Here is a 20,597-nt window from a genome sequence, read left to right as displayed (position 1 = left end):
TGTTTTATTTATTCAACGTGTTATATACCTTCTTCAACATATAATCTCTCACAATATTTCCAAACTCTTTATCATTCATCATTTTGGCAAAAATATCCTGATTCTGTTCCATACGACTTATGGTTGTATCCATGAATTTATCTTCAAAACCGTATTTGAAATTTTCTATTGTATTCGATTTAGCTTGAAGTCCTAAACTATCATCTGCAATCAATTCTTCATAAATCTGGTCAAAATACAGTTTATCAGCAGTACTGAATTCAGTGCCAAATTTTTTATTTAAAACGTTTATGATTTCTGACAAAGCCGTTTCTTCCTCCATACTCATTCGGATTCCTGCTGAACCACCTCCTTCTAATTCATAGACACTTTGGGGTTCAAGAAGAATATCTTGCTCAGCAATTTTCTGAAGACGATAGTATTCTAGTGATACTTCATCACCCAACTTGAATTTGTCATCTTGACTGGTTCTTGGTAATTTCTTGATTAAGTATCTTGTGTAGGTAAACAACTTTTCCAAATCAATATCTGAAAAAGGCATGATTTGAGTCAAAAATGAATAGGTTCTGTTGAAAACTTGTAAAGTATTTTTTAAGTCCTCTTGTGTTATTTCTGTACCAATTGTATTCTCTTTTGACTGTTCTTTTGGTAGTTTTTTAAATCGGTCAACGGCTGGGTCAACAAAAGAATATAATTTCTTTTGGTCTGAAACAGTAAGGCTTTTCGCAGACTTAAAATAGACATTACAAAAATTGTCAACTTCAGAATGCCAAATGATTTGCGAAGCATCTATTTGTGCTTTCAGGTCATATAAATGGTTTGGGTCTGAATTTTCAATGATTGAAGTTGATTCATAATACGGTTGAAACGAATTTAAAATATCTTCAGTTTCATTCGCAAAATCCAATACAAAAGTATCTTCTTTACCAGCACACATTCTGTTTAATCTCGATAAGGTTTGCACCGCTTTTACTCCAGATAATTTTTTATCTACGTACATAGTATGTAGCAAAGGTTGGTCAAAACCTGTTTGGTATTTGTCTGCTACCAATAATAATTGGTATTCATCGGATGCAAATTTTTTGGGTAGCATTTTTTCAGAAAAACCATTTAATTCTACTTCTGTTACTCCTTCAGGTGAAGCATCATAGATTACTTTTCCTGAAAAAGCGACAATAGTTTTTACATCTGTATATCCTTTTTCTGCAATGTATTTATCAAATTCTACTTTGTAGCGTACAGCGTGCAGTCTGGAACTACTCACTACCATCGCTTTTGCCTTTCCTCCAATCTTTTTTGAAACTACCTGTCTAAAGTGTTCTATCATCACTTCTGTTTTTTGGGCTAGATTGTGTGGATGCAATGACATAAAACGTCCAATAGCTCTGGATGCTTTTTTCTTGTTTACTTTAGGGTCATCTTCTATTTCTTTGGATAGCTTGAAATAGGTTTTGTATGTGGTATAGTTTTTAAGAACATCCAGAATAAACCCTTCTTCAATGGCTTGCTTCATCGAATATAAGTGGAATGGTTCTGGTTTTCCGTTGCTTCCTTTTGTTCCAAATACTTCAATCGTTTTTGGTTTTGGGGTAGCAGTAAATCCAAAGAAGCTCAAATTATCTTGTTTGCCACGTGCCAACATTGATTTTCTTATTTCATCTTCGGCATCTTCTTCTAATCCTGTGTAGGCTTCGTCTTTTTCAGCTTGTTCTAGCGATTTTGATGATAATACTTCTTTCATCTTTTTGGTGGCTTCACCTCCTTGAGAAGAGTGGGCTTCATCAATAATCACGGCATATTTTCTAGCTGGAATTTCTCCAATTTTTTCTAATATAAAAGGGAATTTCTGTAAAGTGGTAATGATGATATTGGAACCAGCAGTCAAAGAATCTGCCAATTGTTGAGAGTCTTTGTCTATCTTTTGAACCACACCCTCTTTATGCTCAAATTGATAAATGGTATTTTGTAACTGTGAGTCCAAAACTTTTCTATCGGTGATTACAATTACAGAATCAAATATGCGGTTGTTGTCATTATCATGCAAACTAGACAAACGATAACTTAACCAAGCAATAGAATTTGATTTTCCTGAACCAGCCGAATGTTGAATCAAGTAATTTTTACCCGCTCCTTGCGTCCGTGCATCTTCAGTGGCTTTACGAACCACTTGCATCTGGTGAAATCTTGGAAAAATGATGCTTTCCTTTTTCTTAAAAATACCATTAAGTTCAAATTCTTCAACACTTAGGTGAAGGAATTTACCAATGATATCCATGAAGCTGTCTTTTGTCCAAACGCCACCGTTTCCATCAGGGAGTTTATCCCATAAGTAAGAGGTACGATATCCTTGTTTGTTCAAAGGGTTTCCAGCACCATTATTGTTCCCTAAGTTGAAAGGCAGATAACGAGTGCGCTTCCCATCTAGTTTGGTGGTCATGTAACACTCATCAGCATCTACAGCAAAATGAACTAAAGCTCTTTTCTTGAATAGAAAAATTGGTTCGGTCGGTTCACGGTCATAGACATATTGCTTTTTGGCATTTTCTACAGATTGTCCAGAAAACTGATTTTTAAGCTCTACAGTGGCTATTGGCAAACCGTTTAATGCAAATACCATATCCAACGAATTTTTGCCCACACGCTCATAATACACCTGCCTTATGACTGATAAGTTATTCTTGTTGTACAGTAATTCTGCATCAGGGTTTAAGGTGCTTTCAGGTTTGAAAAATGCCATCTGAAACTTTACTCCATAATCGGTAAAGCCTTTTCTAATAACATCCAGAACACCACGCAAATCTATTTCTTTGATTAAGCGTTGAATGACTTTTTTATCTACTTCGTCTTTGTGGATGTTAGCAATTTTTGCCCACAAAATTGGTTGCGATTCTTTTAAGAAATTTATAATGTACTTAGGGAACAATCCTGTTTGTGCATCAAAATCTTCTGAAAAACCTTTGGTGTAACCTCCATTTTCCAATAAAGATTCCTCTATTGCTCTTTCAAAGGTGAGTTCTGTATGTATTCCTTTTGCCATTATAGATTAGTTTCTAATTTTAAAAAATAAAAATTATTGTATTCCTTCCAGTTGAAACTGTAATTACCATCGATTTTAATGTTTACCGCATAACCACCAATTGCTGTATTCTTTATAGCTGTTCCAATTATCTCACTTCCATGTGAGATATCATAGTCCCAAAATTTACCATTCTTTTTTTCTGGAAATATAGCTCTTCTAAAATCTGTCATTACCAACATTATTCCCGTTAAGAAATTTTCTTTTTTTGAATAGGATTCTAGTAGCTCAATATCAGCATGAACATCTTTAAAAAATATATCTAAAGCTCCACGCTTTCCACCACTTGAAGCAAATTGCTTATAACATTTCATTTCGATTGGTAGATAACAAATAGTATCTGCTTTTTCAATTTTAATTACAATATCACATTCTTTAGTTCTGCCATTAATTGGTATGGTTGTTTCTAGTTCGATTGTGATTTTTTCATCTTCATGATGGATGACTAAATCAATAGTGTTTTTAAGAAGATAAGCAAAATTCAATTGCATTGATGCTTCCTTGTTGATATCGATTAAACCGCAACCAATTTTTGCAGAAAAACTTTCCCAGCAAACTTCAATAATGGCATTTACCCTTTTTACTAAATTATCCATTATTTTATTTCTAATGATGAATGAATAAATAAAAAATCCGATTCCTTTTTATTAATAAAATTTCTAGGCACAACACCATCAATGTATTTATTAAATTCTTCTTCCCAATGAGAATCACCTTCAAAATAATCAGTGAAATATGAATCACCAGTAAATCCAAGATATAACAAAACTACTGGAACATTAAGTTGTTTTAATTGCCAAGCAAATGCAACTCTATTACTCAATTGGTAATGTTTTTCTATTGAAATATCAAAACCAGCGTAAGTGCAATTTAAATTACCACAGGCTTTTTTGATTCTAGCTTCAATATTATTGTGATTTGTAATTGCCCCATCAGAAGGTTTATCTTTAAATCGTTTTCCTTTAACGTCAAATTCTTTGACATGAGCTTTGGCTTCAACTAATAAAATGGCATCTTTTCCATCCAATTGACATAATGAAATCAAATCCCAAGTAGGTGCTTTTCCTCCACAGGGTTTCCACCATTTATTAAAGTTACAATTGACATCTTTTAACGAAGGAAATTGTTCAGCTAGACTATGCTTATTAAGGTAAGATTGTAAACCACACTCGGATGCATCATTTTTCCCCTTTGGCTGAACTGTTTTTTTGTCAGTGACACTAGAGTTATATGGTAGTAGAATTGCATTCAATGTATCGATAAAATCGTTACTATCAATTAAATCTAAAACGTGTTTCTTACTACCCTTAAGTCTCATGTTTTCCTAATTTAAAATCACATCTCTAACATCCGCCTTGCCCGTAACCACTTCACTTATCAAAGCCGTTTTGTATTCTTTTAATAGCTCGATTTCTTGTTTGGATTTTGAAATTAAACTATCTATTCGAATTGTTTCTAGGTCTAGGAAATCAGCTATTTGAATTTGTTCTTCAATTGAAGGAATGGCAATAAAAATTTGTTTTAAGTCAGTAGTATTGAATCTAAAAACTTTTAAGCCCTTAGCATACTTTTTTAATTCGAAACGAAATTGTCGTGCGTATTGATACAGATACTTTTCATATAAAACCTTTCGATTAGGTTTTAATAAAATTTGCTCTCCCCCCAACAATCCTATATTCCCATTATTATAGAAACATGTATGCCCCAAATCTTCAACTGTCTCAGATGTTGAAATTAGAATAGTATCACCTTTTGAAACAACCTGACTTTCTTTAAAAAACTCACTGTTTACAAAGAAGTTAAAACTATCATCAACAATATCAACTTTATATGTTTTTCCATATTGTAGAGCTACATATTCTCCATTTTTAAGTAATTCATCTTTTTTAAAACCTGTATTACCTCTGACAATATTTGTCACCCAATCAATTCTATAGCTTGTCCAATGCTCAGGAATTTCTCCTAGCCATTCAATACCAGAATCTTTCATCTTTACTTTTGGGTCTAAACCTTTGGTGACCGCTTGGTTGATGACTGCTATTCTTTCTTCTTGTAATAAGGTAATGAACTGCTGTTTTTTGGAAATTAAAGTGTCTATTTGAGCGGTTTTGTGGTCTAGGTATTTAGATATAATATTTTGCTCTTCTATTGAAGGCAAAGTGAGTCTTAACTCTTTTATTTTTTCAAGATGTAAATTTGAAACTGATGTTTTCTGACTACTTTCAAATAATTGTCGGTCAACAATATTGCTTTCAAAAAAATAATAAAAAAATTTATTCAATAATGAATTTTCGAACTTCAATAAGCATAAACTAACAAAAACACTAAATTCCCAATCCCAATCAATAATCTTCATTAAACCAATTGTTCCGTTTTTTGACAGTAATAAATCCCCAATTTCTGGATTACAACGTTTAATCAATTCCTGATGTTCAGATAATGGTATATACTTTACTTCATCAAGTAAAATTTCTTTTGAATGTAAATCCGTTACTCTTAAAAAAGGGATAGAGTCATTTGATTTCTCAATGTAAGTTGGTGTAAAATGTGCACCGTCAATTATTTTTTTTGTATGAAATTTTAATTTAGTACATGACCAACCAGATGGAATATTCCCAATCCAATCAATACCAGAATCTTTATAATTATCGTATTTCTTCATAATTTTCTTTATAAAAGATTGTGAGATTGTATAAAATTTTCAGTTTCTTTTACCAAACCTTTTTCCCCCATGAAACAATTACCTAATATTTCTATTAAAACAGTTTTGAAATCGTTATTTTCTTTGATTGCATTTTCAATAGTTGCTATGGTTATATGTGTATGGTTTTTTCCACTTTGATTTCCTACACACACATTTTTATACGTAGCAGTTATAGGCTGAAAATAGGGTTCTATTGCTTTTTGGCTATTGTTTTCTCTTAGCTTTTTATTTATTTCATTACGAACTTCTAAAGTAAACCAAAGTTTGTTTTGCATTAAAATTTCTGTTGCATTGGTTACATAAAAATATACTGGATATATTGCATCTATATTTGTGTACCAATTACCTTTTTTTTCATAACCAAATATTGCAAAAGCTTCATTTATTTGTTGGTCGATAAACTTAGTGGTTTGTGCAATTTTATTTTGAATATCTTCAATTTCTTTTCGATGCTTGGTTATGGAAAATGCAAGTGCATTGTAGGTTGATTCTTCCATTTTTGAATTGTAATGCGATTGAATTGTTTTGATGTATTCTTTTAAATAAAGAAGCCCTTCTAAGTTTTGAACTTCTCCTATATTAAGTTGTTTTTGTATTTCTTCTACCCATTCTTTGTGCGTAATGTTTAGATAGGTAACTTTTCTACCTTTAACGTCTATTTCCAGTTTGTCGTCTTGTAAATCAAGATTAAAAAGGGTTAAAAGCACACCAATAATGCTATCACCACACGTTTTTTGAGTATGTTCCCAATAAGCTTTTAATGGATTTACAACATCATGGTAAAGTTTATTTTCGATAATAATTCCCCATTTATCATTCCCCATTAATGAAATATCAATTCGTTTTTTTGTTTCATTTTCGGCAAAATTGGTAGTTTCCTCATTGATAACTTTAAATTCACCATTAAAACATTCAAGAAATTCGGTACTTGAATACGATTTTTCCTCAATGATTGTCTTTAAACTATCAAAAAACAAGGATTGTAGTCCATGAGTTTCATTCACATCTAAGAAATAGCCTAATATCTTTGAATTGATAGTTTCTTTATTGCGAACACCTAAAATATCAAACAGATTTTTAGGTTTTTGTTCAGGCAAAGTACCTAATCTCAAAGCAACGTCTTCAATAGCTTTTTCAAAATCAATCATTATCCAATAACTTTTTTAAGTAAACCATCCGTTTCTTTCTCAATTGCCATAATGTCCTTTCGAATTTCATCCAAAGAACGTAATGGCTTGTATTGATAAAAATATTTAGTGAAGTTAACCTCGTAACCAATATTTGTTTTACTGTCGTCTATCCAAGCATCGGGAACATGTGGTAAAACTTCTTTTTGCATATACTCTTGAAAATCCATTGTCAACGGAATATTCTCAGTATCACGTAAAGAGGAATCTGCTTTTGGATTTCCTTTTTTATCGGTTATGACCTCGCCTTTTGAATTGCGTTCTGGTCGTTCTACGGTTACTTTAGCATACCCAAATGCTTTATTGTCGAATATTTTAGAGTATTCGTTGGCTTTGAACTCACCATAGATTTCGGTAATTTCAGTAATTTGTTTTTTGGTTATTTCATTTCGTTTATTACCTAAGGATTTACTCATTTTTTTAGAGAAATCAACCGCATTAATCAGTTGAACTTTTCCTTTTCGTTCCTTAGGCTTGTGATTGGATATCACCCAAACGTAAGTTGAAATTCCAGTATTATAGAACAATTGGTTAGGCAATGCAATTACAGCTTCCAATAGGTCATTTTCTATAATCCATTGACGAATACTGCTTTCATTTTTAGTTTTACTAGGAGAACCAGAAAAGAGAGGTGAACCGTTGAATACTAATGCCAAACGAGAACCACCATCTTCAGGACGTTTCATTTTGCTCATTAGGTGCATTAAGAATAAAAAAGAACCATCACCTACAGAAGGTAATCCAGCACCAAAACGTCCGCCATGTCCTAATTGTTCGTGTTCTGTTTTTACAGGTTTTGCAAATTTTTCCCATTTTACCCCAAATGGAGGGTTGGTAATTAAATAATCAAACTTTTCGTTGGATAATTTATCTTCAGAGATGCTATTCCCTTTTTTAATGTTGGACGCATTTTGGCCTTTAATCAATAAATCTGATTTACAGATTGCGTATGATTCTGGATTAAGTTCTTGTCCAAATACTTCTAATCGAGCATCTGGATTCAGTTCGTTCAAATACTCCTCGGCAACAGATAACATTCCACCTGTTCCAGCACAGCAATCGTAAATGGTTTTGGTTATTCCTTTTTTGGTCAAAATATCTCTATCGTTCAAGAACAAGATATTAACCATCAGTTTGATAACCTCACGAGGTGTAAAATGTTCTCCAGCGGTTTCATTAGAAATCTCCGCAAATTTCCTGATTAATTCTTCAAACATGTACCCCATTTCCATACTAGAGATACGGTCTGGATGTAGGTCTATTTCTTGAAATCGTTTGATGACCATGAATAACAAGTTGTTGTCATCCATTTTATTTATTTGGTTTTCAAACTCAAATTGTTCAATAATTTCTCTAGCATCTTCAGAAAAACCGTTGATGTAGTTTCTTAGATTTAAAGCAATATTATTTGGGTCAGCAACTAATTTATCAAAAGTAAAATTGCTTCGGTTGTGAAATTTATATCCAGAAGCTTTGTTGAGTAGTAAATCAAAGTCTTCAATTCCTGTGCTTTTTAGTTGTTCGTGTTTTTTTAAAACTACTTCTTTTGAGGATTCTAAAACACAATCCAATCTTCTTAATACGGTTAATGGTAATATTACTTTTCCGTAGTCACTCTGTTTATAATCACCTCTTAATAGGTCAGCAATAGACCAAATAAAATTGGCTGATTCTTTAACGTTTTTCATTTATTAATTTGGGTTAATAATAATATTTAATGTTCAATTTATACATTGATTCATGTATTTCATTGACAAAAAGTACATTGATTAATGTGACTTTTGGCTAAAAGTAAGTAAAATAATGAATTGAAAATAGGATTTTTTTCTGAAAAATGGAGTGAGTCTGAACGCAGTATTGAATGTAATTGGATAAAACGGCTTAAAACTGCTCAAAATCAGCTTTATTTTCATTCTATGGCAGAACAAATACAGGTATGTCTGAATCCTTTATAGTACCATAAAACCGCATAAAAATTCTGTTTTATTACAAAAAAGTAATAATTTTTATTTTTTAAGTATTGACAATGTCAGAATGATTGTTTATAATTGAGTGTATTTGATATTCATCTAATTCTGTACTCAATTGAATTTAATAATTGGCAAAATGGATTTTTAGATAAACATTCAGATATTTATAAATGTAATCAGAAATGATTGCCTTGGGTGCTGGGATAAAAGATAGGCATATCTCCCAGCTTCTCTTACCAAGAGAGACCAAAAACAATAACAAGAGAATAATATTACCCTTTAATGCTAACTATTAACCAGTTTAAAAATGTAAAAAATTCATTTATAGACAAAAACGTAACGATTGATGAAGTCTTTTCAACAATCAAAAATGGTGACTCAAATTTAGAAACAATTTTAGCCATCAGAAAACTTGGTAAATCATCTTCAACTTACCAAAAGACTAAAACCAATAACATTCCAACTTTCCGATTTAACTTTAAATTTGAAGGTAAAGCAACAAACGAAACAATAATTGAACCAACTGGTTTAATATATATTGATGTCGATGACAGCACTACTATTGATTTGACCAATCCACACATTTATGCTTGTTGGAAATCACTTTCTGAAACGGGATTAGGAATACTAGTTAAAGTTGATGGTTTATCTCTTAATAACTTCAAAGATACTTATCATGGAATTGGTAATATGTTAGGTATTCCAATGGATTTAGGAGCATGTAAAGCTACACAACAGAATGTATTAACCTACGACGCTAATTTGTATCATAACAATGAATCTCTTACTTTTCAAGCAATTAATAAAAAGGTGTCTTTTACTCCTATACAGGAGGGAGAGAAGAGAGAAAGACTTATAACAGTAGATGACACCTTTTTACAGTCAGATAAAATAAGATTCAATAATATTGATGATTACTTTAAAGGTACTCATGGTGATTATGTTGTCTTTGATGTAAAGAAAAATCTATGTATTCCATTTATACCAAAAAGAATTGAAGTTGGTCAAAGAAACAGAACCATGTTTGGTGTGTTATCTCAATACGCATTATTGAACCCAACTAAGGAAAATGGATTTCTAACGGCATGTGCCAACGAAATCAATAAGCATTTTACTCAAAAATATGACCCAGAAAAAATTCAATCAATTGTTGCTAGTGTTATCAAAAAACGCAATGAAGGAACACTAGAGACATACTTGAACAAGGAAAGAAGAATTCTCTTTAACCCAAATAAAAAAATATCTAAAGAAGAAAAGCAAAAAATGACCGCTGTATTAATGGGTAAAATAAAAACTGATAAGACCCAAAAATCTATCTATGATACTATTGAGGACTGGAATTTCCAAAGTGATGGTAAAATAACCCAAGAAAAAATCACTAAAAAACTTAACAAAAGTCTAGCAACAATCAAACGTAACTGGTCACCCTTTAAAGAACTAGTTTCCGAACTAAATAATAGTTCTAAAGAAGACTTGGTGATTAAGGATAAACTGATAGTGTCAACAAAAGAAGAATCTCCAGAGGTGCTTAAAATCGATTCTAAAATAGTAATAGACAACCAAATTCAAAATATTCAGTCATTGACCCCTAATCAAACAGAACCAATAAAAGAAGATGTACCAACAGTAGTAAACTCAACAATAAGTGTTGAAAGATTCATATACAATTGTAAGTGCAAATTTGGTAGCTATGTTGCAGATAAAAGATTTGATACACTAAAAAAAGACCTAGAAGAAATTTGGAACCTGAAATTCATGAGTGATGTTACTGAAGAAATCAGAAATTATATCAATATGCAAATTGACTATCTACATGAAGATGGTTACTATGTCAAATTGCAACTATTAAAATAACGATATCAAAAAACAAAAAAATGAAAGCAAAATTATTAAAACTTAAAACTATTGGAAGCACAGAAAAATTAGTCCTAATGCTTATGCTGGACTACCCTACTATTGGTTTATTCAATCTAAGAGCTGGAGAAATAGCAAAAGAACTTGGCACAACCAGAAAAATTATACTTGAAGCAATATCTAATCTTGTAGAAGTTGGATATGTTAAAACCAAGGTTGTTTCTTCATGCTATTCGAGAATAACTACTTTGACGCCCAAATTTATGCTGTTGATTAATGATGAAGAATAAGCATCGAAAAAAGATGCAAATCAAATCCAATGTAACCTTTGACCATTTGAGCAAAGACTTCTAGATTGGACAAAAGATTTAGATTAAAGTTAATTCAATAAGAATTATAATTTTATATTTGAAAAAATGCAAATTTTGGCTGAATCAAATATAGAATGGATTAACTTACTATTTATTATCTTATAGTATAAGGTATTTTGGTTAGATTAACCCATTTGTGTAAATTCACAAATTTACTTTAAGACAAACCGATGGACACTAAAAAGATTTATGATGAAGATGGCAAGGGATTCACAAGAGTTTTTTTTCAAGACAAGATAGAAAAAGTTAATCCAATAGAGCATTACAAAGCCTATGAACTAAAAAAAAGGGCAACCGTATTTCGTGATTTGTTATATTCAAAAAATCCAATTCTTACATCTGGCTTAGATGATGATTTTTTTATAAAAAAAGCTGAAGAAGATTTAGTAGGTTTTTTTGAAGAAAAGGAAAAAATAATACCTCACGATAATTTTTTAAAATTACTTTCAACTACACGGAAAAAAGACCAAGAAAAGTTATTAAGAGGAATGACTTTAAATCCTGATGAACTTTTTTCATTAATAATTAAGTCTTATAAGGATTTCGGTTTTTTGTATAGTACATATCATTTTGAGAATTTACCTAAAGGTTTAGAAGGTAAAAAATTACCAAAGTTGATACATATAAAAGGCGATGAAACAATAGAAAAAGTTGGTGATACCGATTTAAGCGATGGACAACTTAAGAATATTATTATTCAAAGAAATGTAATTGTGTCACATTTCTTTGAACTAGGTGATGTTTGGCATTGCTTTTTTGTAACATATAACAGTATTGCAGGTAGAGAAAATCACAAAAATGGGCAAGCACACTTACATTACATATCGAGCGGATTTGCTATTTCAAAAGATGATTTTATAGAAAGCATGCGAACTGGTAATTATAAAGCAACTAATATTCATATTGACTTATTAGATTATGGAAATCAAGCAAATGAATCTTGATTAAATGATAATTTGTAAATAATATTAATTAAACATTAAAATTATAGATAGTTTTAAAGAACTATTTATAATTTTATTTATTATACATTTATATTATACATTTATATTATATATTTGTATTATATAAAAGAACCACCTGAATCAGCTATGTATTCAAGTGGTATTTATTTCAACAGATTAGCGTTTAACTTTAATCTCGAAGATTAATTTTCTAATCTGCTTTACTAAGTATCCAATTATATAGATACCTAGCATAAACAGTAAATACTCTATGTTCAGCATAGTATTTTAATTTAGGGTTTAATAACTCTACATAAAAACCAAAGGTGCAACTTTGGTTTTTTTATGTGCTAGACTTTCCAGCGAGTTATGACAAAGACAAATATACTTCAATTTTCAGTAAGTAAAAACCCAAGTTATTAACCAATATTTTCCATAAGTCAAGTTGTAATAACCGCATTTTTTTTATACTTTTGCACGCTTTTTTACAAATTATAAAAGCTAATTTTAAATAAGCAAACAGTAGTTTTAAAAAACATTATTGTTTATATAATGATTGATTGTCTAGTTATATCTTTATAGATTTTTTTATTTTCTACAATTGTTAATAACTCTAGTTTTCACAACTTCATTTTACAACCTGATATAACCGAATTTGTATAAATTCTATTTATCAAGCCAAGTTCTCCATTCAATTGTGGGCTAAAAACTCGCTCATAACTAACTTAAAAGTTATTACAATCTACAAAACAATACATATACCTGAAGATAATTATCTTTGCATTATACATTGGTCTTATTATTAAGACCAAATTAATCACTTACCTTTGCACCTTTAGAAATAATTATGAGTTTTACCCTGCTTTCCTCACCTTTACAAGGATTTACCGATTTTCGTTTTAGAAATGCTCAAAATAAATTTTTCGGTGGAATCGATACTTTTTATTCTCCATATATCCGTTTGAACGGAAAACTGGAAATAAAAAATTCTTATCACCGTGATTTGCTTCCTGAAAATAATGAAGGATTAGAAGTAATACCACAAGTACTAACCAACGATGCTGATGAATTTATATTTGTTGCTAAATACGTGCAGTCATTGGGCTACAAAGAGCTAAACTGGAACTTAGGTTGCCCTTACCCAATGGTTGCCCGACCTAAAAACCCACCCAATGTTGCTGGAGTAAAGCAGTCCGCATTGTCTCAAATTGCAAACAAATCAGGAATGGGTTCTGGATTGATTAAAAATACTGAACAAATCAACAACATTCTGGACAGAGCACATTCTGAAACGGATATTATTGTGTCGATGAAAATGCGTCTGGGATACGATACTACTGAAGAAATTCTAGACGTTTTACCAATTTTAGATACTTATCCAATAAAAAATATTGCAATTCACGCCCGTATAGGCAAACAATTGTACAAAGGCGGTGTTCATCTGGATGCGTTTCAGCAATGCATCGACAATACAAAGCACAAACTGTATTACAACGGCGATATTACTTCGGTAGCAAAATTTCATGAAATGCAGGAGCGTTTTCCTTCGATAGACCACTGGATGATCGGCCGAGGATTAATTGCTGATCCGTTTTTGCCTAGCATGATAAAAAACAACACTACTGAATATCCTAAAAACAAGATGGAACTATTCAGTGCTTTTCATGATACTTTATACGAAGGTTACAGCGAATCTTTATCGGGGCAGACCCATATTTTATTGAAAATGCACCATCTTTGGGAGTACTTTTCGGTTATCTTTTCGAATCCTCACAAAGTCCATAAAAACATCAAAAAAGCAAAAAGCATCCGAAATTACGAAGCCACAGTCAAGGAAATTATTGCAAAAGAAAAATAAAAAAAAGGAGTCTGCCGCTAGCAACAACAGACTCCACAACAAACAAATTAAATTCTAAGATTTAAAAGTTATAAGTAATCATTCCTTTGAGGTAAAAAGGGGGGCCTGGCGTAAAATGAATTTCTTCGACAGGTGCAGGTTCATTTTGTAATCGTGATTCGGTGGCAAATTGGGTTTCATTCCATTTGGTATTGAATAAATTTTGAATCGAAATACCAAATAGTATCCTTTTATTATAGGTATAATTTAGATTGCAATCGGCGACAAAATAGCCTTTGGCAATTATCGAATTGTCTTCATTTGCAGGTCTGTCATCCATATAGCGATAACGGATTCCTCCCGAAAAGTTTTTCCAATTCTGTAAACTGATTCCGCCTGTAGTTGTAAATGCTGGTGCCAGCGGAATATAATCCTCACCTTTTGGATCATCTATACTTCTAGCGTGAGTATAATTTCCATCAAAATCAAAAAACAAAAAATCATTCAATTGATAACGCAAACCTAGATCAAGCCCCATTCTTTTGGTTTTTCCGCTAGGCTCTACAATTCCTGCATCACCAACATACACAAACTCTTGCTGTAAATACAAATACCACAAAGCCGAATTGACGATTAGCTTTGGAAAAGGCTTCCAAATCGTACCAACATCAGTGCCTATAGCAGTTGGCAAAATTTCCTCTCCACTATTCGCAACCACAACTCTGGTATCATTGGAGTGAAATCCCATCCCCGATTTTACAAAAAACTGTAAGTCATTATTTTCAGAATAAATAAAATTTAACTTGGGAGAAACTTTCACCTTATCCTGAGTTTGTGTTTTATAATTAGTTTGCAGTTTGTCCAAATAATTGAATTTAAAATAATCCAATCGAACTGCAGGATTTATAATCAGCTTGCCCAAAGTAATTTCGGTATTCAAATAAGTAAACATATTCGATTGATCGATATCGCCCAATTTTATTTGTTCCAAAGTTGTATTTCGGTTTACTGTGTGTGATAATTCGGTGTCTTTTGTCTGATCGTTGCGGATACCAACACCAATCTGGTATAAAACTTCGGTTTCACCATAAAGATACTTTTTATTCAATTCTGCATTTATTCCATAAATATTCCTGTTTTCTTTTTGACGAATTTGGTCGCCATTTATTGGATCTTCCAAGAAAAATGTAAAATTCGAATACAATTCAAATTGATAATTACTGTAAAAAGTATTCGCTTTCAAAAAAGTATTTGCATCTATTGATTTATTTATCGCTACATTAAAATTAGTTCTGGAAGTATTTCCTCCTTCGGTATCATCAACAGAACCAAATCTTGAGATAGTTCCTGCATCAACCAACCGCTGTGGAATTTGACCGGAAGCATCCCATTTGCTTGAAAAGCGCGAACCTAAAATAGAAACCGTGCTATTGTCCTCCAAAACCGCCGAATATTTACCCAAAATATTGATTCGGTTAAAATTTTGAGGCGAGTCAAACGGACCGTCAGTCATAATATATTCGGTTGCCAAATAAGCACTCTGCTTTTTTTGTTTACCCAATAGATCAAATAATCCAACAGTTCTAAAAGTATTGAACTGACCAATTTCGACTCCAATACTACTGTTTTCTAGTTTATCCTTGGTTTTAAAATCAACATAACCAGCCGTGTTAAAATCACCTTTATTGGCGTAATACGTTCCTTTTCCGAAATCTATTTTGTCAACCGTTTCCGGAATTACAAAATGCAAATCCGAATAGCCTTGTCCATGCGCATGAGAAACCATGTTTACTGGCATTCCATCAACAGAAAGGGCTACATCAGTACCATGATCCACATCAAATCCTCTCAAAAACATCTGCTCTGCTTTACCTCCCCCCGCATGCTGACCTATAAACAATCCAGGTACTTTGCGTAATATTTCTTGGGTAGAATTAACAGGCGAAGTTTCTAAATCAATTTTGGTAATCACATTCATAGCCGACAATTTTGGCTGAATAATAACTTCTGATAATTGAAAACTATCCGCTTCAAGAGTGATCAAAACCGTATCATTGGTTATTGTATAAGTTGTCTTTTTATAACCCAAAGCACTAATTTTCAAAATATTTTCGGCAGTTGTTTTTTCGATGCTAAAGACACCCAACTCATTAGTATGCGCATGACTTTCAGTAGTGGTATTTAGTACATACGCATTTTCTATTGGGTGCCCGAAAGCATCAATAATTTTTCCATTTACAGTTTGAGCATGAGAATACAAGCCAATAAAAGCGATTAAAATCAACAGCGTTTTTTTCATTGGAGAATTTTATAATTGGGAAATTTTACTTTCGAGATTCGGACCTAATTCATAAGTACTTTTTAATAATTCTTCTTTAATAGGCGGAATCCTTTCGGCAAAATCATTCGATTTGTAAATAGCTGCCAAGTGGTATTGCACTCTAGGCTCAAATGATTTCCCTGCTACATGCCTTTGAGCAATTTCCAGCGCTTTTTTAACATTGCCAACATTATAATACGACCAGGCCAATAAATCATACGAATCTGGTGTTGGTCTGTGATCTACTTCTATTTTAGCAATTTCTAATGCTTTCGGAGCTGTTTCTTTTTTATCTGCAAATAATAAAACATTGTATTTATTGTACATAGCGCCGTAATTATTAGTTTTCAGCATTGCAAAATATGCTGCCGTATTTGTATTTTCTTCGGCAGAGTTTCCTTCATACTGCGCAATCTGGGCTTTCAGCAGATAAAAATCGGGAGTGTTATGAGTTTTTGAAATCGTTCCAATTATTCTTTTCGCTTCAGCAGTATTTCTTTCGTGGGAAAAAACAATCCATGCAATTCCTTTTAAAGCATAGGAATAATTTGGATCTAATTCCAATGTCTGCAGATAACTTTTGTACGATTCCTGAATGCGTCCTGCATGGCCGTAAAAATCACCCAAATTAGAGTAGGACCAAATTCGCAGTGTTTTATTGTCTTCTTTCTCGGCAATCGTTCTGGCTTTCTCCATAAATTGTATCGCTGTTGATAAATCTCCTTTATGATCGTTCCATTTTGCAATCCGAATTAAATAATCATAGTCGTTAAAGTCTTTAATGGCTTCAAGATTTTTGACTGCTTCATCGTAATTTCCAAGCTCCATCTGCACATCAAAAAGTAATTTTTGAGTTTCTTTTTTTCCTTCACCAATTGCAAAAGCCTTATTGGCTAAAACTAAAGCTTCTTTAAAACGATGCTGTGAAATATAATTTCTGGCCAAAGAACGCAATGTTCCTACTCTGCCGTAATTATTGGCTTTATTGGCCTCTTCAAGAAGTGATTCTGTTTTATACAAATTTCCAATGGCACCGGTATATTCAAAAATTACAGCATAATTGGATGCTAATTGTCCCAAATAAGTACTTTGATTTGGAGCTCTGTCTAGTTTGTCTTCCCAAAAAATAATTTCCTTATGAGCCATATCAAGTGATTTATTATCGCTTATATGCAAATATTTTTCATAATCTTCTGCATTTGTAATTTGATTACTTGGATTGTTACTACAACTTGCTAGCAGTATAAGGCATAACAATACCAAAATGTTTTTAACTGTTTTCATAATAACTTATTTGTTTGTTGTTGAAAATAAAAACAGAACAAGCAGTAGGAACTTGCTCTGTTTTTAAAATAAATTACCAAGCTGCAGCTAAGTATGGGAATGAAGTTCCGAAGGCTGCGTCATTTGCGTTTACATGGTCTGAAGTCAATTGAGGATTTGAAGTTCCGGCTGAACCGCCAAAAATCAGTAACAATTCCACATCAATCACATCATCAGCCAAAGCTCTTCCTGTGAGAACATTTGTACCATCAAAAAAAGTGGTCTTTTTAGTCGTGGATACATTCAGTACATCGGTAGCCAAAAGTCCTGTAAATGCAGCAGCCGATTGTCCCAAAGCATTCATGTTATAAGCTGGATTCAAAGCCATCAGTCTCGATTGAAAAATCGGCTGATATTTGCTCCCCATATCCGATGGAATAGCAGCATTAAAATCATCTTTTGGCTGTCCGGATGCTATAAAAACGGTGTTTATTGCTGGTCTGGCCATTTGATCCTGCTGTACATACGTTCCTGAAAAATCCTTCATTTCGGTACCGCCATTGTTATTATCGTTATTATCACAATTTGCAGAAACCAATGCCGCAGCAAGTGCGATTGTCATCATTTTTAATTTATTCGTTTTCATACTATTATCTTTAAGTTTTAAATACTATTTCTTATTGTTTTTTCTTAGTTTCAGCCCAAACGTTTAAAGTTCCTGAACCTCCCAGCATCACTTTTGGCACTTCAACAACAACCGACAAAACATTTGTCCCTGCAAAAGTGTCTACACCCGGGTTATTAAATCCAGCTGCAGTTCCTCCGAGAATTTTTTGAAATTGACCTAAATCAAAGAAAAACGGATCGTCTCTTGGTCCTGCAAAAAACTTCATTCCGTTTTTAGACGCTGTTACCGGAGTCATTTTATAAGCAGAAATTGCAACGTCTCCAGAAGCTTTACTTACATCTATCGAACTGTTTTTTCCAGTCATGGAAGGTTTATAAGGTCCGAAGAAATACATTTTATCACCCCTTTTTACAGCCTGAATTACTAAATCTTCAACATTATCGCCTGTGTTGTCAATATTTACTTCGATCATCACATTTTCATTAAATACTGCTTCAGCAGTTTTATTAGGAGATAACAATCCTTGGGTATTAACAGCAAAAACTAAATTATTGGTGTCCTGTCCCTGAAAAGTGAACATGTCTGTAATGTCTGCCGCATTACCGGTTACTGAAGGCGCATCAATGTGATCTGCCGCAATTAGAACTAATCCTGAAACAGCCAAGAATGAAAGTCCTAATACTAATTTTGATTTTTTCATTTTATTATAATTTTTATAGTTATAAGAGCATTTACGCAATTGATTTGCTTTTGGTTTTAAAAAAATCAAAAAAAGTTAAAATAAATTTTAACAAACTAACTTTCAACACTTTGAAACTTAAAAAAACTATCGAATTTTAAAATCAGATTTATTTATTTTCGATAATTATTAAAAATGTCAGGAATTAAAATGATTTGTATATGTTTGTAAATCACAAATCAAAACACCATGACGCAAGAAGAATTATTAGTTTTAATTTATAGTAAGGATGAAAAAGCTTTTACGCATTTATACGATATGTACTCTAAAAGTCTGTTTGCTGTCATCAATACTTTAGTCAAAAACCGGGAAGAAGCCGAAGATGTTCTACAGGAAGTATTTGTAAAAATTTGGAAAAATATCGATTCATATCATGAAAGCAAAGGGCGCTTTTACACATGGATAATCAACATTGCACGCAATACTTCTATCGATAAACTGCGTTCCAAAAATTTTAATAACAGTCAAAAAAACCTTTCTTCGGATAATTTCGTAAATCTATTAGACGACAGCAGCAAACTGTCACATAAAATTGATGCTATCGGAATTCAGGAATTTGTAAAAAAACTAAAACCCAAGTGTATCCAGATTATCGATCTGTTATTTTTTAAAGGATACACGCAGCAGGAAGCTTCGGAAGAATTAGCAATACCATTGGGGACTGTTAAAACACAAAACAGAAATTGTATTAACGATTTACGACTTTATTTAAAATTATAATGGATACAAAACAATATATAGACTCCGGAATTTTAGAGCTTTATGTTTATGGTTTACTTAGCGAAACAGAAAACATAGAGATTGCCGCTTTGGCAAAAGAGTACAGTGAAATAAACGATGAAATTATTTCGATTGAGAAAGCTATTGTGGCCTTATCTTCGACTTTTTCTCCATTTCATTCGGTTGCTAATTATGAAAAAATTAAAGCCAAATTAGAGCTGAAACACGGAAAAGTTGTTGAAATGACTCCGTCAAAATCAAAATATACTTATATCGGCTGGGCTGCAGCTGTAGTTTTATTATTAGGCATTGGCTATCAATACCTGCAGCTCAATGAGACCAAAAATCAAGTAGCTGAAATAAATTCTGAAAAAGAAAATCTGATTAAAACAGTAGATTCATTAGGTATAAAAAACAAAACCATCGAAACGGGTCTGGCTGTGATTCGTGATCCAAAAAATACTGTAGTAAGCTTGGGCGGGCAGACGGTCTCGCCTGCTTCATTTGCAAAAATATATTGGAACAAAGAAACCAAAGCCGTGTATGTAGATGCATCGGGTCTGCCGAAACCGCCAAAAGGAATGGTTTACCAAGTTTGGGCTTTAAAATTAGCACCCGTCTTAACACCGACAAGTATTGGATTACTTGCAAATTTCACTGCTAATGACCAAAAAATATTCGAAGTCAGCGACGCTGGTTTTGCCGAAGCTTTTGGAATAACATTAGAACCAGAAGGCGGAAGCACTTCGCCAACAATGGAGCAATTATATACTTTAGGAAAAGTTTAGATTAAGCCTTTATTTTAATAATTTTTATATGACTTTGCGCAAATAATATCATGTATTTTTTGCCGCTGATTACACAGATTATCACAGATTTCATTACTCTTTTTATAAAAAATCTGTGTAAATCTTTTTAATCTGTTCTGTGGCTGATTCAATCAGTTTGATATTAGCTAAGAATAGTAATAAATTTTTATATCTC

Annotated in this window: 16 protein-coding genes; 6 read left to right on the top strand and 10 right to left on the bottom strand. The window is 32.4% G+C overall.

What is annotated here, in order from left to right:
- Positions 1–4: 4 nt before the first annotated feature.
- From IRZ80_RS14550 to IRZ80_RS14525, 6 genes are read right to left on the bottom strand one after another with little or no spacing between them, the layout of a single operon-like run.
- Positions 5–3,037, bottom strand: a complete 3,033-nt coding sequence (locus IRZ80_RS14550) for a type I restriction endonuclease subunit R (RefSeq protein WP_194642303.1) — start codon at positions 3,035–3,037, stop codon at positions 5–7.
- Complete coding sequence (locus IRZ80_RS14545) at positions 3,037–3,672, bottom strand: hypothetical protein (protein WP_194642302.1); 636 nt, start codon at positions 3,670–3,672, stop codon at positions 3,037–3,039. The genes IRZ80_RS14550 and IRZ80_RS14545 overlap by 1 nt, the downstream gene beginning before the upstream one ends.
- Positions 3,672–4,394: a hypothetical protein gene (locus IRZ80_RS14540; protein ID WP_194642301.1), complete on the bottom strand. Its 723-nt coding sequence runs from the start codon at positions 4,392–4,394 to the stop codon at positions 3,672–3,674. Before IRZ80_RS14540 ends, IRZ80_RS14545 begins: the two co-directional genes overlap by 1 nt.
- A 6-nt stretch (positions 4,395–4,400) precedes the next feature.
- The gene (locus tag IRZ80_RS14535; RefSeq protein ID WP_194642300.1) at positions 4,401–5,738 is read right to left on the bottom strand and encodes a restriction endonuclease subunit S; all 1,338 of its coding nucleotides are present in this window, start codon (positions 5,736–5,738) and stop codon (positions 4,401–4,403) included.
- 8 nt (positions 5,739–5,746) lie between these two features.
- Complete coding sequence (locus tag IRZ80_RS14530; protein WP_194642299.1) at positions 5,747–6,928, bottom strand: PD-(D/E)XK nuclease family protein; 1,182 nt, start codon at positions 6,926–6,928, stop codon at positions 5,747–5,749.
- Positions 6,928–8,655 (bottom strand): class I SAM-dependent DNA methyltransferase, encoded by a 1,728-nt coding sequence (locus IRZ80_RS14525; protein ID WP_194642298.1) that lies wholly within the window; start codon positions 8,653–8,655, stop codon positions 6,928–6,930. Before IRZ80_RS14525 ends, IRZ80_RS14530 begins: the two co-directional genes overlap by 1 nt.
- A gap of 564 nt (positions 8,656–9,219) precedes the next feature.
- Between IRZ80_RS14525 and IRZ80_RS14520 the strand changes: the two genes are divergently transcribed.
- The 4 genes from IRZ80_RS14520 to IRZ80_RS14505 all read left to right on the top strand — a co-directional run bounded on the left by IRZ80_RS14520 (position 9,220) and on the right by IRZ80_RS14505 (position 13,964).
- Positions 9,220–10,791: a hypothetical protein gene (locus IRZ80_RS14520; RefSeq protein ID WP_194642297.1), complete on the top strand. Its 1,572-nt coding sequence runs from the start codon at positions 9,220–9,222 to the stop codon at positions 10,789–10,791.
- Between the two features lie 20 nt (positions 10,792–10,811).
- On the top strand, positions 10,812–11,081 hold the full coding sequence (locus IRZ80_RS14515) for a hypothetical protein (protein WP_194642296.1): 270 nt from the start codon (positions 10,812–10,814) through the stop codon (positions 11,079–11,081).
- Between the two features lie 251 nt (positions 11,082–11,332).
- Entirely contained in the window at positions 11,333–12,106 is a 774-nt protein-coding gene (locus IRZ80_RS14510; protein WP_194642295.1) for a hypothetical protein, read from the top strand.
- An 847-nt stretch (positions 12,107–12,953) separates the two neighbouring features.
- Entirely contained in the window at positions 12,954–13,964 is a 1,011-nt protein-coding gene (locus tag IRZ80_RS14505; protein ID WP_194642294.1) for a tRNA dihydrouridine synthase, read from the top strand.
- 61 nt (positions 13,965–14,025) lie between these two features.
- Here IRZ80_RS14505 and IRZ80_RS14500 read toward each other — a convergent pair whose 3' ends face one another.
- From IRZ80_RS14500 to IRZ80_RS21140, 4 genes are all read right to left on the bottom strand, one after another.
- Positions 14,026–16,242 carry a TonB-dependent receptor gene (locus IRZ80_RS14500; protein ID WP_194642293.1) on the bottom strand — a complete coding sequence of 739 codons (2,217 nt, stop codon included), beginning with the start codon at positions 16,240–16,242 and terminating at the stop codon, positions 14,026–14,028.
- Positions 16,243–16,251: 9 nt separating this feature from the next.
- Positions 16,252–17,547, bottom strand: coding sequence for a tetratricopeptide repeat protein (locus IRZ80_RS14495; protein ID WP_194642292.1), 1,296 nt, complete (start codon positions 17,545–17,547; stop codon positions 16,252–16,254).
- A gap of 73 nt (positions 17,548–17,620) precedes the next feature.
- Positions 17,621–18,172 carry a DUF4331 family protein gene (locus IRZ80_RS21145; protein ID WP_194642291.1) on the bottom strand — a complete coding sequence of 184 codons (552 nt, stop codon included), beginning with the start codon at positions 18,170–18,172 and terminating at the stop codon, positions 17,621–17,623.
- 31 nt (positions 18,173–18,203) lie between these two features.
- Positions 18,204–18,854, bottom strand: a complete 651-nt coding sequence (locus IRZ80_RS21140) for a DUF4331 family protein (protein WP_194642290.1) — start codon at positions 18,852–18,854, stop codon at positions 18,204–18,206.
- 228 nt (positions 18,855–19,082) lie between these two features.
- Here IRZ80_RS21140 and IRZ80_RS14480 point away from each other — a divergent pair, with 228 nt between their 5' ends.
- Together IRZ80_RS14480 and IRZ80_RS14475 are read left to right on the top strand one after the other, a co-directional pair.
- A complete protein-coding gene (locus IRZ80_RS14480; protein WP_194642289.1) occupies positions 19,083–19,613 on the top strand; it encodes an RNA polymerase sigma factor in 531 nt (176 codons plus the stop codon).
- The gene (locus tag IRZ80_RS14475) at positions 19,613–20,401 is read left to right on the top strand and encodes an anti-sigma factor domain-containing protein (protein ID WP_194642288.1); all 789 of its coding nucleotides are present in this window, start codon (positions 19,613–19,615) and stop codon (positions 20,399–20,401) included. Before IRZ80_RS14480 ends, IRZ80_RS14475 begins: the two co-directional genes overlap by 1 nt.
- Positions 20,402–20,597 lie beyond the last annotated feature (196 nt).

This window comes from Flavobacterium sp. HJJ, assembly GCF_015351475.1.
Classification (GTDB): domain Bacteria; phylum Bacteroidota; class Bacteroidia; order Flavobacteriales; family Flavobacteriaceae; genus Flavobacterium; species Flavobacterium marginilacus.
This window is presented reverse-complemented; position numbering and strand designations above follow the sequence as displayed.